Here is a 15440-nt window from a genome sequence, read left to right on the forward strand (position 1 = left end):
CCCAGGCCCGATCCCATGCCCGCATGCTCCCAGCAGGACAGTCGAACGCGCGGACATCACCGCAGTCCTCAGCCCGTGCGTCGCGCGAACACGACGACGTTGGCGAGGTAGCGACCACCTGCGGCGTCGAACCGGCCGCCACAGGTGATGAGCCGGAGCTCCGGCAGAGCGGTGGCCCCGTAGACGGACCCGGTGGGGAACTCGTCCTTCGGGTGCTCCTCGACCCGGTACGTGGTGAAGACCGCCGACGTCCCATCAGCTCGGTCGATGACCACCTCGGTTCCCTCGCTGAGCTTCGGGATCCGGTAGAAGACGGCCGGGCCGACCGAGGTGTCCACATGACCGGCGATCACCGCCGGCCCCCTCTCCCCCGGCTCTGGACCGTTCCGCCACCAGCCCGCGACCTCACCCGTGTCGGGAGGGATCAACGCGCCGCGGGAATCGACGTCGAGCGGAACGACAGGAGCATCGATGCCAGCGTCGGAGATGCGAACCCTGCTCGGCTCAGCGGCAGGACGCCCTTCCAGCTCCGGCCAGTCGCTCTCGACCGCCACGCGTGCAGCACGGTTCGGGAGGTGAGCACTGCCGTCACTTCCCTGGCACCCGGCCAGCAGGAGCACCAGGAGGGAGCAGGCGCCGGCGACACCAGCGCCCACCCTCCTCGAGCTCTTCGGACCTTCAAGCGTTCTCACTCCGCGGAGCTCGCCCGGCGGTGCCGAACCAGGGCGCCTCCAGCAGTCAGCAGCACGGCGCCGGCGAGACCGACGGGCACGACATGAGATCCGCTCTCAGCCGTTCCGCCGTGCCCGGTTTCCACACCGCCGGTCGGTGGCGTCCCCGAATCCTCATCACCGCTGGTCGTCACCCCGGACGGCGCGTCGGCCGACCCTTCGGCAGGCGCAGCGGCCTCCGCACCACCTCCGAGAGATTCGCAGGCCATGCCGTCGCTGTCGGCGTCCAGGCGCTCGGGATCTCCAGGCTGCGCCTCGAACGCGGCTTGAGCTTCTTGGCGGTTCGCGAAATCAGGGCAATCCCGGTCTTGCGCAAGAGCGGTTCCGGGAAGCGTGAGGAGGGACGCGGTTCCGAGGGCGGCCACCGCGAGTGAGGCACGACGAATCATCTCGACCTCCACAGCATCGGGTTGTACGACCCAGTCGCGGCGAGAACGTATTCCCGGCGAAGAGGTGGTCACCACCCGACCGGCACCTACAAGGACGCCATTCCTGAACGGGATTTCACCCGGACGGTGCGAACCGCGTTTGAGCAGCCGAGAACCGTCCATTCCGCCGCAACGCCCAGCACCCGAAGTGAACGGGTGTCACGTCACGAACGCCTCTGCAGGTCAGGCGCGGTCGTGGGAGTGCTGCACGGTTGTGCGCCAGAAGTCGAGGAAGTGGCGTTCGAGACCGATGCCCATCTCGAGGGCCAGCGCGATACCGCGCGGGCTGTCCTCGGAGAGGCCCGCCCGGGTTTCCTCGTACTCCCGCAGCTTCTCCTCGTGCAGGGCGATCTGGTCGGCCGCGAGCGCCTCGGGGTCGGCGCCGAAGAACAGCTTGAGCGTGGCGGGGTCGTGGACCTCGCAGAGGTCGCGCACCGGTTCAGCCCTCCACCGGTCCAGCTCCGCTCGTCCCTCCTCGCTGAGCGTGTACCTGCGGCGGCGACGACCGGTTTCCTCCCGCTCCTCGTGGAGGAGTCCGGCTTCGGCCAGACGGGAGGTCTCGCTGTAGAGCTGCGTGTGGGGCAGCGACCAGAAGTTCACCACGCTCTGCCCGGCCACCCGCTTGAGGTCGTAAGCGGTCGCGGGTTGGAACGCCTCGATCAAGCCCAGGACCACGTACGACGCATTCGTGAGGCGAACCGTTGACATGCCGGACACCCTACCGTACCTTCCGAATCGTTCGTATAGAACCATTCGACTCGAACCATTCGAGGTGAACGACATGGTCACCACCCCCCGTCCCGCCGACCTCGGACTCACCACCCTCGACGACGAGATCACCGTGGACGCACTGCCGGTCGAGGGCGACATCCCCTCATGGCTGTCCGGGAACCTGCTACGCACCGGCCCGGCCACGTGGCAGGCGGGCTCCACCGCGCTGCGCCACTGGTTCGACGGGCTGGCGATGCTGCACAGCTTCACCGTCAGCGGCGGCACGGTTTCCTACACGAACAAGTACCTCGGCAGCACGACCTACCGCTCGACGGAGGAGGCCGGGAAGCTCACCCACGGCCAGTTCGCCACCGACCCGTGCCGCTCGATCTTCCAGCGCGTCCAGGCCGCGTTCTCCGGCACGACCACCGACAACGCCAACGTCAACGTGGCCAAGCTCGGCGAGCGGTTCCTCGCGTTGACCGAAGGTTCGCTCCCGGTCGAGTTCGACCAGCGCACTTTGGAAGCTGCGGGCGTCGCCCCGTACCGGGCTCCGGGACAGCTCACCACCGCGCACCCGCACTACGACTCCGGCGCGATGCTCAACTACGCGGCCAAGCTGGGCCCGCGCAGCTCCTACCGCTTCTACCGGGTCGACGAACGCGGCACAGAGGTCGTCGCATCGATCCCGGTCCGACACCCGGCCTACATGCACTCGTTCGGGATGACCGAGCGCTGGTTCGTGCTCGTCGAGTTCCCGCTGGTGGTGGAGCCGGCGGCACTCGCGCTCTCCGGGAAGCCGTTCATCGAGAACTACCGCTGGGAACCAGAACGCGGCACCCGGGTCACGCTCGTCGACCGGCGGACCGGCGAGGTGGGCGCGCGGCGCACGCTCGAGCCGTTCTTCGCCTTCCACCACGTCAACGCCTACGAAGACGGCTCGGACGTCGTCGTGGACCTGTGCGCCTACGAGGACACGCAGATCATCCAGGACCTCTACCTCGACCGGATGCACGAGATCATGCACGACGACGCGCAGGACTTCGCGCGCTCGCACCTGAAGCGGCTGCGGTTGAGCAGCAACGGTGCCGCGTCCGAGCAGGTCTGCGACACCACGATCGACCTGCCCCGCATCAACGGCCGCCGCGCGAGGCTGCCGCACCGCTACGTCTGGGGAGTCGGCAACCGTCACGGGTGGATCGACCAGCTCGTCAAGATCGACACCACGGACGGTTCCTCACTCTCCTGGTACGAGCCCGACCAGCACCCGAGCGAGCCGGTCTTCGTCAGCCGACCTGGCGCCGACCGCGAGGACGACGGCGTGCTGCTGTCGGTCGTGCTCGACGTCCAGCGCGGGCGTTCGGCGCTGCTCGTCCTCGACGCCGGCACCCTGCGCCCACTCGCCCGCGCTGCCGTGCCGCACCACATCCCGTACCAACTCCACGGCCAGTTCAGCAGGGACTAGATCGCAGTTGGTGGGCGCGGTCGCGCCCACCAACCCCTCGCCCGACGTGGTCATGTCAGGGCTGACCGGGATTCACCACCCGAGCCGTGGGTAACCGTCGGTGCATGAAGGCACACGGCAACGTCCGCTCCACTGGCTCCTGCCGGAGCCTGCCCGCGGCCATCGGCATCGGTGTCGCCAGCGGAGCAGCAGCTGCGCTCAGCCTGCTGGCGAGCCGCAAGGTGGCGGCGACCATGAAGGTCGGCAGAGGACACCCGCCGTTGCACCGGGCGCTCGACCTCGCCTCCGGCCTCATGCAGCCGAAGTACCCGTTGGCGGCCATGAGCACCTACCTCAACGGCCTGCACATGTACGCCGACGAGATGGGGCGTCAGGTCGAGGCCACGCACTTCTGCGTCCACCTGCGCCACGACCTGCACCAGTGCGTGATCTTCGACCGCAACGCGCCGGACGCCCGCCTCATCGGGATCGAGTACATCATCAGCGAGGAACGCTTCCGCGCACTCCCCGACGAGGAGAAGCAGCTCTGGCACAGCCACCACTACGAGGTGAAGTCCGGCGTGCTGGCCGCCCCCGGCGTCCCGGAAATCGCCGAGCACACCTACTTCCAAGACCTGGTGAGCACCTACGGGAAGACGTTCCACACCTGGCAGTACGACCGCGACGACTTCCCCTACGGCATCCCGCAACTGATGATGGCCATGACCGGAGACGGCCAGGCCGACGAGGAACTGGTCCGCGAGCGCGACCAGGCCCTCGGCATCTCCACCTCCCACAAGCGCGAACACCGAGCCGACATCCCCGCGCCGGAAGTCGCCCCAGGCGCCAACTGCTGGGAAAGCGGCCGCTCCGTGCAAACCCGCCTGGAACAAGTTGACTTCAAGCGGTGAACCGCCGCGCCCAGGAGCACGCGTGGTCGTCGATGTCGGTTCGATCGATCCCCTCGCAGTGCCGACGACACCTGCCGAGGTAGCAACCCGCGGAGGTGCGCTGTCAGCCCACAACCGAAGGGTTGATGACGGCGGCCGCGGCCACGAAAGCTGCGACTGCCAGGACGACGAAGGCGAACCATCGGCGGACCGTGGCGGGGTTCAGCTTCGTGGACCACCGGGCGGCCATGACCGAGATGACCAGCGCGGTGCCGGCGAACAAGAGCAGCACGGGGAAGTCGATGGTGTCGGCGGTCCCGACATGGGCGATCATCCCCGAAACCGAGTTGATCAGCACCACCACCAGCGACGTCGCCACGGCCTGCTGCGCCCCCAGGCCGAGCAGCAAGCTCAGGGCCGGGACGATGATGAAACCGCCCCCGACGCCGAGCAACCCGGTGAGCAGGCCGACGGACGCACCGGCGAGCACGGACTTGGGAAGGCAGGTGCGCCAGTTGATCCCACCTTGGTGGGTGCGGCAGGCTCCGGAGTGGTTGTCGCCGCCACGCACCATCCGCACCGCGACGACGACCATGAGCGCGGCGAAGGCCAGCAGCAGCCAGCGTTGCGGGAAGAGCTTGCCGAGCGAGGCACCGGCGAAGGTCGCGGGGATGCCGGCCGCGCCGAAGACCAGCGCGACGGGCCACCGCACCGCGCTGCGCCGCTGACGGGGCAGCACGGCCCCCAGCGAGGACAGCGCGACGACGGCGAGCGAGGTGGGAATCGCCGTGTGCAGGGGCTGTCCGACGCCGTAGACCAAGGCCGGCACGGCGAGGATCGATCCCCCGGCTCCGAGCAGGCCCAGGGCCAGTCCGATCACCGCGCCGAACACCGCTGCCAACAACGAATCCACCTACCCCTGGAGCGGCGTCATCCACCGCTGCCCACGACACCGTGCACGCACTCGCCTGAGATCCACCCTCATCCCCGACCACCTGTCAGGGCCGCGACCACGGCACGACCGTCGGTGCGGGGTGTGCGGTTGTGGGGCAGCAATCCGAGGACGCGGGCCATGGCGCAGGTGTTGGTCACCGCTGCGAAGGTCAAGCCCCCGCCGACGAACCCGGCGATCCACTTCAGAGGGTCGTAGGCGGTGCTGGCCACCACGCCGGTGAGCACGAGCAGTCCGGCGGCCAACCGCACCTGCCGCTCCAAGGCCCAGGTTCCGCGCCCCTGGTCGAGCTCGCCTCCTTGCTGCTGCCAGCCGGAGATGCCGCCGCTCAGCACGCTGATCCGTCTCAGACCGGCGTTCTCCAGGAGGGTGCGGGCCTGCTCCGCGCGGCCCCCCGATGCGCACACCAGCACCACCGGATCACCGTGCTGCGCGGTCAGTTCCTCGCGGTGCTCCCGCAGCAGGTCGAGGGGGACGTTGTCGGAGCCCGGGATGTGCGAGGCCGCGAACTCGCCGGGCGTGCGCACGTCGATCAACCGGGTCCGGGGCTCGGCCTCGCGCAAGGCGAGGACCTGGGCTGTGTCAACGCTGGGCAGGGCATGGGTCATCGCCGGGGAAACCTCCACGATCGGTCCCGATGTCGGTGTCAGTGGTCGTCGTTCATCGGCACGCCGACCTCGGCGGCGGCGCCGAACTCGTCGTCGACGAGCACCACCGTGCGGCCGTCCGCTTCGAGCAGCGAAGCCGCGGCCGTGGCGCGGTACCCGCTGCCGCAGTGCACCCACACCGCACCCGGGGGCACTTCACCGAGCCGGTCCTTGAGCTCGTAGAGCGGGATGTGCACCGCACCGGTCACGTGGCGCGCGGTGAACTCGTTGTGGGTCCGCACGTCCAGCACCACCTCGGGCGCCGGAAGACCGCGTGCTCCACCGCTGAGCGCCGATGCCAGGTCGGCGAACTCGGCCGCCGGTGTGCTGCGCAGCTGCCCGGGATCGGCCGCCAGGTCTTCGGGAGCTCCCACGGCCGCTGCCGCGAACTTGTCGATACCGATGCGGGCCAACTCGCGCTGGGCCTCGGCGACCTGCTCGCGGGACTCGCCCAGCAACGTGATCGGGGCACCCCACTCGATCATCCAGCCCAGCCAGGTCGCCATGGGCCCGTCCAGGCCAAGACCGACGGTGCCCGCGAGGTGCGAGACCACGTAGGCCTTGCGGGAACGCAGATCGACCACCCACTCGCCGTGCTCCAAGCGGCGCCGCAGCTCCTCAGGCTCCGCGCGGGCCGGTTCGCGCAGGTCCAGCGGTTCGGGGCCGGTCGTGTTCTGCACGCCCATGTGCGCGTAGTAGGCCGGGTAGGCGTCCAGTCCTGCCAGGGTCTGCTCGACGAAATCGCCCTCGGCGAGGGTGAACACCGGGTTGCGCTGCTTCTGCTCGCCCAACGTCGCCGAATCCCCGGAAGCCTGCGTGGCCGAGCAGAAGCTGCCGAAACCGTGGGTCGGCCAGATCTGCGCACCGTCGGGCAGGGCCGACGCCAACTTCTGCGCGGACGCGTGCTGGTGCCGAGCGAGGTCCTCGCTGTGCTGTTCACCCAGCAGATCGGTGCGCCCGGTCGTGCCGAACAGCAGCGAGCCACCGGTGAACACGCCGACCGGGCCGTCGGTGCCTTCCAGCGCGTAGGACAGGTGGTGGTAGGTGTGCCCGGGCGTGGCCACCGCGCGCACCTGCATCCGCGGCGAGATCTCCACGAGGTCACCGTCGACCAGCGGGCGTCGGTCGAACGGCACCTCGTCGGCAGCCGCCAAGCCGTACTCGGCACCGGTCAGGCGGGCCAGTTCCAAGCCACCGGAGACGTAGTCGTTGTGCACGTGGGTTTCCAGCACCAGGGCGATCCGCACACCCAACCGCCCAGCGGCGGCGATCATCCGGTCCACGTCCCGCTGCGGATCGACCACCACGGCCACCTCACCATCAGTGGCCAGATAGCTGCGGTCCCCCAGCGACGACGTCTCGACCACCTCAACCGCGAGGCCGACCAAGCGGTCCTCCTGCTTCACCACATCCGCTGCCGTCACTGCCGCGCACTCCTTTCCACCGGATGTCCTGCTTCGATCCACCCCGCTGTCCCGCCGGACACCGAGACCGCTCTCCCACCTGCGGCGTTGATCGCCCCAGCAGCCTTCGCGCTGCGTCCTCCTGAGTGGCAGATGACGTAGCACTCCTGCTCCGCGAAGCTCTGCGGCGCAGCGAGCACCTCGCCCAGCGGCACGTTCACAGCACCCGGCACATGCCCCGAGTCGAACTCCTCAGGTTCACGCACGTCCACCAACCGGGTAGCCCGTCGCCAGGTACCCGCGAACACATCAACACTCACTTCCGGCACTTGCTCCACCACGACGTTCTCCTGAAACCCCCGGGGGTATGTGACAGACGCACGGCGCCGCTCCGCTCGAGAACGACACCTCAGCCGCGCTCAGGCGAGTGCGAGGAACAAGCGCTCCAGCTCCTGCTCGGTCATCGGAGGCTCATCGCCGTCCTCGCGAGCCTGCTGGCAGTGCTTCATCCCGCTGGCCACGATCTTGAACCCGGCACGGTCTAGAGCACGGGAAACCGCAGCGAGCTGGGTCAGCACCTCAGCACAGTCGCGACCTTCCTCCATGGCCTCGATCACGCTGTTCAACTGACCTCGAGCCCTGCGCAACCGCGTCAAGGCGTCCCCCACCACCTCGGGCTTCATCTCCACCACGACCATCTCCTTTCGCCCTCACCAACGTAGCAAACCCCCGGGGGTATTCCGGAGTCGTGGAACTCTGCGGCTGAGGACCGACGGCGTGCGGAGAAGGGACTCACCGCCGCGCCGCCTTCTCGCAGCCGTGCAGCGGCTGGAGGTCACCGCCCGGGACTCGGCCTCATCGCGGAGCAGACGTCGGACCAGCTGCAGCGCCGGGTTAGCGGCAAGGCGGACGTGCCGCTGACCCAGTTCCGAGCAGAGCAGTTCTGGCCACTCAACCCGTGGTGCTGCTCTGAGCACTGCGGAAGATCGCGTACAGCGCGGGCTTCTCGTAGAAGTCGACCAAGGAGTGGCGCTCGATCTGCCCCCGACTCGATCGCCTCCCACTGCCCACCCATGTCCGGGATCGGACGGGACAGATCGTTGGTGTGGTGCGAGCCCGCACGGACCTGGACGACGTAGATCTGATCGCCGGCGTCCCACGCCCTGCGCGCGTACTCCTGCGCCGCGTCGAACCTGACCTTCGAGAAGAGCCGCCACGCCCCCGAAGCCAGGACGCGCTCGACCCGGCGATGATCATTCGAGGGGGAACCGCACCCGCAACGAGGCTGAGCGCGCGGAGGGAAAAGAAACCCAAGGTAGAGGTGGTGGGCGCAGTTGGGTTCGAACCAACGACCCCCTGCTTGTAAGGCAGGTGCTCTTCCGCTGAGCTATGCGCCCTGGTGGTCGATCGGCCGAGCCGGTCGGACACCCCGGTGACATTACCGGGGCGTCTCGGCCGGCTGCGGGACCGGTCGACCGTCCGCGAAGGATCAGGCGGTGAGTTCCGCCAGAGCCTTCTTCCAGACGTCCTGGTCGCGGGCCTCGCCGGGCTGGTTGACCTCGGCGAAGCGGACCTTGCCCTCGGTGTCGATGAGGAAGGTCCCGCGGTTGGCCATGCCCGCGGCCTCGTTGAACACGCCGTAGGCCTTCGCGATCTCACCGTGCGGCCAGAAGTCCGACAGCAGCGGGAAGGTGTAGCCCTGCTGCTCGGCCCACGCCTTGAGCGAGAACGGCGTGTCGACCGAGATGCCGATGACCTGCACCTTGTCGTTCTGGAAGTCGCTCAGGTCGTCGCGGACCTGGCACAGCTCACCCTGGCAGACGCCGCTGAAGGCGAACGGGTAGAAGACCAGCAGGACGTTCTTCTTGCCCCGGAAGTCAGCCAGCGAGACCTTTTCCTTGTTGTAGTCGGGCAACGTGAAGTCCGGCGCCTGTGCACCGACCTCAACAGTCATGAGCGCACCCTCCTGTTCGACATGACCTTGTCCGGGCCCGAACCTACACCGCGCAACGACCGTGGGCACCGATGGCGACATCGGTGCCCACGGTTCGAAACGCGATCCGCGTCAGCGCCGGGCCTTGGCCCGGCGGTACGCGAGGCGGGTGCCCATCCAGCTGTCGCTGACGCTGGCGTTCGCGGTCTGCGCCAGGTTCGCCGTCGAGGCGGCCTCGGCGATGTCGGCCGGTTCGACGTAACCGTCGCGGCCGGTCTTGGGGGTCATCACCCAGATGACCCCGTCGTCGGACAGGGGCGTCATCACATCGAGAAGCGTGTCCGTGAGGTCGCCATCGTCTTCGCGCCACCACAGCAACACGACATCGACCACTTCGTCGGCATCTTCATCGAGGAGATCACTCCCGCAACGCTCCTCGATCGAGGCCCGGACATCGTCGTCGACGTCCTCGTCCCAGCCGATTTCCTGGACAACCATCTCCGGCTCGATGTCGAGCCTTTCGGCGACGTCGGCTTCGCCTTTACCGGCGTCTCCCGCGGCGACCACGGTTTGCTCACTCCTCCAATGCACCGGTGCGGCGCCGGCTGGCTCCGCACGACTTCCAGACCTGGCCGATAGCGAACACTGCGGACCGCCACCGGCGCAACTGCTAGGCGTACGACACGCCGTAGCAACACGTTGATGTCCGACTCTAGACGTGCTTCGCCCGCACCAACAGCCTGCACTGCGACGTCACCGGTTCCCGGTGCGCCCATCGGTCGCGAACATGGGGGAACATGGAGGTGTCGGACGTCACGTCCGGCACGACACCCTGCCACGAATCCCGACGTAGTCGAGGAGTTCCCTTGTCCGCGCCTAACAACGACGCCACCCACAACGTCCCCGCCCAGCGGGTCCGGGTGATCCGGGATGGGCTGGCCTCCCACCTTCCCGACATCGATCCGCAGGAGACCGATGAGTGGCTGCAGTCCTTCGACGGGGTGCTGTCGACCCACGGCCAGCAGCGCGCCCGCTACCTGATGCTGCGCCTCCTGCAGCGCGCTCGCGAGAGCGGAGTCGGCGTCCCCTCGCTGACCAGCACGGACTACGTCAACACCATCCCCACCGAGCAGGAACCGTGGTTCCCCGGCGACGAGGAGACCGAACGCCGCTACCGGGCGTGGATGCGGTGGAACGCGGCGGTGATGGTGCACCGCGCGCAGCGGCCGGGGATCGGCGTCGGCGGGCACATCTCGTCGTTCGCCTCCTCGGCGAGCCTCTACGAGGTCGGGTTCAACTGGTTCTTCCGCGGCAAGGACCACCCCGGCGGCGGGGACCACCTCTACATCCAGGGCCACGCCTCCCCCGGCATCTACGCACGTGCCTTCCTGGAGGGCAGGCTCACCGAGGACCAGCTCGACGGGTTCCGCCAGGAGCACTCGCACGCGGGGGCCGGTGGCGGCCTGCCGTCCTACCCGCACCCGCGGCTGATGCCGGACTTCTGGGAGTTCCCGACCGTGTCGATGGGCCTGGGCCCGATGAACGCGATCTTCCAGGCCCGGTTCAACCGCTACCTGCACGACCGGGGCATCCGCGACACCTCGCAGCAGCGGGTGTGGGCGTTCCTCGGCGACGGCGAGATGAACGAACCCGAGTCGCGGGGCCTGCTGCACGTGGCCGCCAACGAGGGCCTGGACAACCTGACATTCGTGGTCAACTGCAACCTGCAGCAGCTCGACGGTCCGGTCCGCGGCAACGGCAAGATCATCCAGGAGCTGGAGGCGTTCTTCCGCGGCGCGGGCTGGAACGTCATCAAGGTCGTGTGGGGTCGCGAGTGGGACAGCCTGCTGCACGCCGACCGTGACGGCGCGCTGGTCAACCTGATGAACACCACGCCGGACGGCGACTACCAGACCTACAAGGCCAACGACGGCGCCTTCGTGCGCGAGCACTTCTTCGGGCGTGACCCGCGCACCAAGGAGATGGTCAAGCACCTCACCGACGACGAGATCTGGGGCCTGCGGCGCGGCGGTCACGACTACCGCAAGGTCTACGCGGCCTACAAGGCGGCGACCGAGCACCACGGCCAGCCGACGGTGATCCTGGCCAAGACGATCAAGGGCTACGGCCTCGGCCCGCACTTCGAGGGCCGCAACGCCACCCACCAGATGAAGAAGCTGACGCTGGACGACCTCAAGCTCTTCCGCGACAGCCTGCGGATCCCGCTCACCGACGAGCAGATCGACGCCTACGAGCCGCCCTACTACCACCCCGGTCAAGACTCGCCGGAGGTCCAGTACCTGCAGGAACGCCGCCGCCACCTGGGCGGCTACCTGCCCGAGCGCCGCACCGGGTCCAAGCCGCTGGTGCTGCCGGGCGAGAAGGTCTACGAGGTGGTCCGCAAGGGTTCCGGCAAGCAGGAGGTCGCCACCACGATGGCGTTCGTCCGGCTGCTCAAGGACCTGGCCAAGGACCGCGAGATCGGGCCCCGGATCGTGCCGATCATCCCGGACGAAGCACGGACCTTCGGCATGGACTCGATGTTCCCGTCGCAGAAGATCTACAACCCGCAGGGGCAGCTCTACACACCGGTGGACTACCAGCTGATGCTGGCCTACCGGGAGAGCGAATCCGGGCAGATCATGCACGAGGGCATCAACGAGGCCGGGTCGACCGCCTCGTTCACCGCCGCGGGCACCAGCTACGCCACGCACGGCGAGCCGATGATCCCGGTCTACATCTTCTACTCGATGTTCGGTTTCCAGCGGACCGGCGACGGGTTCTGGGCGGCGGCCGACCAGATGGCGCGCGGGTTCGTGCTCGGCGCCACCGCCGGCCGCACGACGCTGACCGGTGAAGGCCTGCAGCACGCCGACGGGCACTCGCAGCTGCTCGCCGCGACCAACCCGGCGGTCGTCGCCTACGACCCGGCGTGGGCGTTCGAGGTGGCGCACATCGTCAAGGACGGGCTGCGGCGGATGTTCGGCGAGGACGCCGAGAACGTCTTCTACTACCTGACCGTCTACAACGAGCCCTACCAGCAGCCGGCCGAACCAGAGGGTCTGGACGTGGACGGCTTGCTGCGCGGGCTCTACCGGTACGAGGCGGCGCCGGAGGGCTCCGGGCCGCGCGCCCAGCTCATGGGGTCGGGCGTGCTGCTGCCGGAGGTGCTCCGAGCCGCGCGGATGCTGGCCGAGGATTGGGACGTGCGGGCCGACGTGTGGTCAGCGACGTCGTGGTCGCAGCTGCGCCGGGAGGCCGAGCAGGTCGACCGGCACAACCTGCTCAACCCGGGGGCCGACCCGCAGGTGCCGTACGTGACGCGCGTGCTGTCGCAGGCGGAGGGCCCCGTCGTGGCGGTCAGCGACTGGATGCGGGCGGTGCCGGACCTGATCCGGCCGTGGGTGCCGGGCGAGATGGTCAGCCTCGGCGCGGACGGCTTCGGCTTCTCCGACACCCGCCCGGCGGCGCGGCGGGTGTTCCTGGTCGACGCCGAGTCCACCGTGGTCGCGACGCTCGCGGCCCTGGCACGCACCGGCCAGGTGGACAAGTCCACGGTCGTCGAAGCCGCTCGCAAGTACCGCATCGATGACGTCCAGTCGGCCGGCCCGCAGACGTCGGACCCCGGGGACGCCTGACCGCTCCCCGACGGCCCCGGTGGCCCGCTGGACGGCGGCCACCGGGGCCGCTCCGTCTCCGGGTGCGTTGTGAGCGAGGTCGCCGAGCAGGGGCTGGCCCGAGGCTCGTGTGGTGGAGTGGGAGCGTGCGGATCGCGTGCATCGACGGAGATGGCATCGGACCTGAGCTGGTGGACAGCGCCCGGGAGGTGCTGGCCGCTGCCGCCGAGGCGGACGGGCTGACCGTGGAGTTCGGCTCGGAGTCCGCAGGGGCCGGGACCTACCTGCGGACCGGGGAGCCGCTCGCGGCGGGAGCCCTGGAGCGGTTCCGCACCGAGTACGACGCGGTGCTGAAGGGCCCGGTCGGCCTGCCGGACGTGCGCAAGCCCGACGGGACCGAGGCCGGCGTGCTCGGCGGGGTGCTGCGGAACGGGCTCGACACCTACGCCAACGTGAGGCCGGTGCGACTGCTGCCCGGCGTCCGCGAGGCCGCGGGCCCGATCGACTACGTGATCGTGCGGGAGAACACCGAGGGTCTGTACCTCTCGCGCGGCAGCGGGGTGCGCAACGACCGAGCGGCCAGCGACCAGCTGCTGATGACCCGGGTCGGCGTCGAGCGGATCGTGCGGTTCGCCTTCGAGACCGCGCGCGCCCGCACCGGCGCGCCCGCGGATGGTGTCCGCCGGGTGACCTGCGTGGACAAGAGCAACGTGCTGCGCAGCTTCGCGTTCTTCCGGGACATCTTCCACGAGGTCGCGGCCGACTACCCCGACGTCGAAGCCGACCACCGCTACACCGACGCCGCCGCGCACGACCTGGTGGCCAACCCGGGGCACTTCGACGTGCTGGTCACCGAGAACTTCGTCGGCGACATGCTCAGCGACCTCGGCGCGGCCACCGTCGGCGGGCTCGGCACGTGCCCGGCCGGCAACATCGGCGAGCGCACCGCCTACTTCGAACCCGTGCACGGCAGTGCGCCCTCGATCGCCGGGCAGGACCTGGCCAACCCGACCTCGCAGCTGCTCACCGCGGCGATGCTGCTCGACCACGTGGGCGCGACCGGGACGGCGCGGCGCATCACCGGCGCTGTCGAAGCCGCCTACGCGGAGGGTGCCGTCCGGCTCAACCCCCACGGCACCCCCACCTGCGGCACGAAGGGCGTGACCGCCGCGGTCCTCAGCCGCTTGTGACGGTGGTGGCGAACTCGCGCTGGTACCGAGCCATGCGGTTCCAGCTCCACCAGCCGTGCACGACCAGGGCGGCGAAGACGAGGTAGATGGCGGCGCTGAAGTACAAGCCGGAAGCGATCTGCAGCGGAACGCCGACCGCGTCCACCGCGAGCCACACCAGCCAGAACTCGACCAGGCCGCGGCCTTGCGCCCAGAAGGCGACCACGGTGCCGATGAAGATCCACGCGTCCGGCCACGGTGCCCACGAAGCGTCCAGGGCGCTGAGCAGCAGGGCGAACGCCGAGGTGCCCGCAGCCAGGACCGCGACGAGCACCAGCCGCTCGACCCCGGTGGACGTGCGGATCGCCACGCCGTAGACGGGGTCGCTGCGGCGGTTCCAGGCCCACCAGCCGTAGACCGAGATCAGCAGGATGACCACTTGCCGGATCGCCAGCCCGCCGAGGTGCGCGGAGGCGTAGACGGCGAACAGCAGCACCGTCGCCGACACCTGCACCGGCCACGTCGCCACCCAGCGCCGTTGCGCGAGGAAGACCACCGCGAGCGCGCAGAGCTGGCCGACGAGTTCGGCCCAGGAGATCTTCTGGCCCAGCACGGTGATCCCGTTGCCGAGCAGCCATTCCGCCACCGCTTGCACGCCCGCTCCTCCCGCCGGGTGCGCCGGGGTGTGCGCGGGCGACCGCTGTCTCGCGAAAGCGGGCGTGGTGCACCCGGTTTCGCGCGTGGCGGTGGCCCGTGCGCGCCTCTCATCCGGACTGTGACCGTCGGTCCCGGAGTTCCACCGGATCGGCCGGCTCGACGACGAGCCGGTTCGCGGACTTTCACCGCCGGTTCGGAGTTCCACCGACCCCGGAGCGCACGATTTCGTACTGCACTGCGCAACATCCTGCGCGTGTCGATCTGTTCCGCGCCGGGTACGTGCGTCGGATCACAACTCGCCGACACCGATGGCCGATCGAACACCCGTACCACGATCGCCTAGACTTGATCGTCGGAGATGGGCGAGGGGGCATGCCAGATGAACGACACTGACCGCGCCATCCTCGACTTCGAGCGGGAGCACTGGAAGTACCAGGGCAACAAGGAGCGCGTGATCCAGGAGCGCTTCGGCTTCTCCCCGAACCGCTACTACCAGCGCCTGAACCGGCTGCTGGACGAGCCGGAAGCGTTAGCCCAGCAGCCCGCCCTGGTGAAGCGCCTGCTCAACCGGCGCGACCAACGCGCACAACGCCGCCGCGCTGTCTAGTTCCAGCAGCTCTGTGGACTCCGTGCGCCGCTCTTGAACATTCCCCGCACCCGGCGTCACGGCCTCGCCACGAAGCCGCTCAGAACCTGCGGCGGCGCCAGCCTGAAGTCCCACCTTCGAACTTCGCGCGAACTTGGAAGGAGAACTTCAGCCCTCCCACCTCGCGCGAAGTTCGACGCAGCGCGGAGCGCCTACGGACGTCCCGCCGCGTTCCACACCCGCCTTGAACCTCCGGTCCAGCCGTCCAGTGC

At 69.1% G+C, this 15440-nt stretch carries 15 protein-coding genes, 1 tRNA gene and 1 riboswitch; of the genes, 5 read left to right on the forward strand and 11 right to left on the reverse strand.

Annotation, left to right across the window (positions count from 1 at the left end; translation table 11 throughout):
- Positions 1-68: 68 nt before the first annotated feature.
- Positions 69-692 carry a class F sortase gene (locus EIL87_RS03695; RefSeq protein WP_125088728.1) on the reverse strand — a complete coding sequence of 208 codons (624 nt, stop codon included), beginning with the start codon at positions 690-692 and terminating at the stop codon, positions 69-71.
- Positions 693-1342: 650 nt separating this feature from the next.
- Entirely contained in the window at positions 1343-1867 is a 525-nt protein-coding gene (locus EIL87_RS03705) for a PadR family transcriptional regulator (RefSeq protein ID WP_158628578.1), read from the reverse strand.
- A 73-nt stretch (positions 1868-1940) separates the two neighbouring features.
- On the opposite strand from EIL87_RS03705, the gene EIL87_RS03710 reads away from it, so the two are divergent.
- Positions 1941-3335 (forward strand): carotenoid oxygenase family protein, encoded by a 1395-nt coding sequence (locus tag EIL87_RS03710; protein ID WP_125088730.1) that lies wholly within the window; start codon positions 1941-1943, stop codon positions 3333-3335.
- Positions 3336-3439: 104 nt separating this feature from the next.
- Positions 3440-4225 (forward strand): OBAP family protein, encoded by a 786-nt coding sequence (locus EIL87_RS03715; RefSeq protein WP_125088731.1) that lies wholly within the window; start codon positions 3440-3442, stop codon positions 4223-4225.
- 103 nt (positions 4226-4328) lie between these two features.
- On the opposite strand, the gene EIL87_RS03720 is transcribed toward EIL87_RS03715, so the two are convergent.
- The 8 genes from EIL87_RS03720 to EIL87_RS03755 form a co-directional block, all read right to left on the reverse strand.
- A complete protein-coding gene (locus EIL87_RS03720; RefSeq protein ID WP_199740255.1) occupies positions 4329-5105 on the reverse strand; it encodes a sulfite exporter TauE/SafE family protein in 777 nt (258 codons plus the stop codon).
- A gap of 80 nt (positions 5106-5185) precedes the next feature.
- Positions 5186-5764, reverse strand: a complete 579-nt coding sequence (locus EIL87_RS03725) for a rhodanese-like domain-containing protein (protein WP_125088732.1) — start codon at positions 5762-5764, stop codon at positions 5186-5188.
- A gap of 38 nt (positions 5765-5802) precedes the next feature.
- Positions 5803-7227: an MBL fold metallo-hydrolase gene (locus EIL87_RS03730; RefSeq protein WP_125088733.1), complete on the reverse strand. Its 1425-nt coding sequence runs from the start codon at positions 7225-7227 to the stop codon at positions 5803-5805.
- Positions 7224-7547 carry a rhodanese-like domain-containing protein gene (locus EIL87_RS03735; protein WP_125088734.1) on the reverse strand — a complete coding sequence of 108 codons (324 nt, stop codon included), beginning with the start codon at positions 7545-7547 and terminating at the stop codon, positions 7224-7226. Before EIL87_RS03735 ends, EIL87_RS03730 begins: the two co-directional genes overlap by 4 nt.
- 78 nt (positions 7548-7625) lie before the next feature.
- Positions 7626-7895, reverse strand: a complete 270-nt coding sequence (locus tag EIL87_RS03740; protein ID WP_125088939.1) for a metal-sensitive transcriptional regulator — start codon at positions 7893-7895, stop codon at positions 7626-7628.
- Positions 7896-8528: 633 nt separating this feature from the next.
- A tRNA-Val gene (locus EIL87_RS03745) sits at positions 8529-8603 on the reverse strand.
- Positions 8604-8695: 92 nt separating this feature from the next.
- Entirely contained in the window at positions 8696-9160 is a 465-nt protein-coding gene (locus EIL87_RS03750) for a peroxiredoxin (protein ID WP_125088735.1), read from the reverse strand.
- Between the two features lie 111 nt (positions 9161-9271).
- Positions 9272-9706 carry a DUF3052 domain-containing protein gene (locus EIL87_RS03755; protein ID WP_125088736.1) on the reverse strand — a complete coding sequence of 145 codons (435 nt, stop codon included), beginning with the start codon at positions 9704-9706 and terminating at the stop codon, positions 9272-9274.
- Positions 9707-10005: 299 nt separating this feature from the next.
- Here EIL87_RS03755 and aceE point away from each other — a divergent pair, with 299 nt between their 5' ends.
- Together aceE and EIL87_RS03765 are read left to right on the forward strand one after the other, a co-directional pair.
- On the forward strand, positions 10006-12777 hold the full coding sequence (gene aceE / locus EIL87_RS03760) for a pyruvate dehydrogenase (acetyl-transferring), homodimeric type (RefSeq protein WP_125088737.1): 2772 nt from the start codon (positions 10006-10008) through the stop codon (positions 12775-12777).
- A gap of 125 nt (positions 12778-12902) precedes the next feature.
- On the forward strand, positions 12903-13946 hold the full coding sequence (locus EIL87_RS03765) for an isocitrate/isopropylmalate dehydrogenase family protein (RefSeq protein WP_199740242.1): 1044 nt from the start codon (positions 12903-12905) through the stop codon (positions 13944-13946).
- Here the strand turns inward: EIL87_RS03765 and EIL87_RS03770 are convergent.
- On the reverse strand, positions 13933-14580 hold the full coding sequence (locus tag EIL87_RS03770) for a nicotinamide mononucleotide transporter family protein (protein WP_125088739.1): 648 nt from the start codon (positions 14578-14580) through the stop codon (positions 13933-13935). The two genes, EIL87_RS03765 and EIL87_RS03770, sit on opposite strands and share 14 nt — an antisense overlap.
- Positions 14581-14677: 97 nt before the next feature.
- A riboswitch (FMN riboswitch) is annotated at positions 14678-14804 on the reverse strand.
- A gap of 157 nt (positions 14805-14961) precedes the next feature.
- Between EIL87_RS03770 and EIL87_RS03775 the strand changes: the two genes are divergently transcribed.
- Positions 14962-15189: a DUF3263 domain-containing protein gene (locus EIL87_RS03775; protein ID WP_125088740.1), complete on the forward strand. Its 228-nt coding sequence runs from the start codon at positions 14962-14964 to the stop codon at positions 15187-15189.
- The last annotated feature ends 251 nt before the right edge of the window (positions 15190-15440 follow it).

Source organism: Saccharopolyspora rhizosphaerae (genome assembly GCF_003931915.1).
In the GTDB taxonomy this organism is placed as follows: Bacteria; Actinomycetota; Actinomycetes; order Mycobacteriales; family Pseudonocardiaceae; genus Saccharopolyspora; species Saccharopolyspora rhizosphaerae.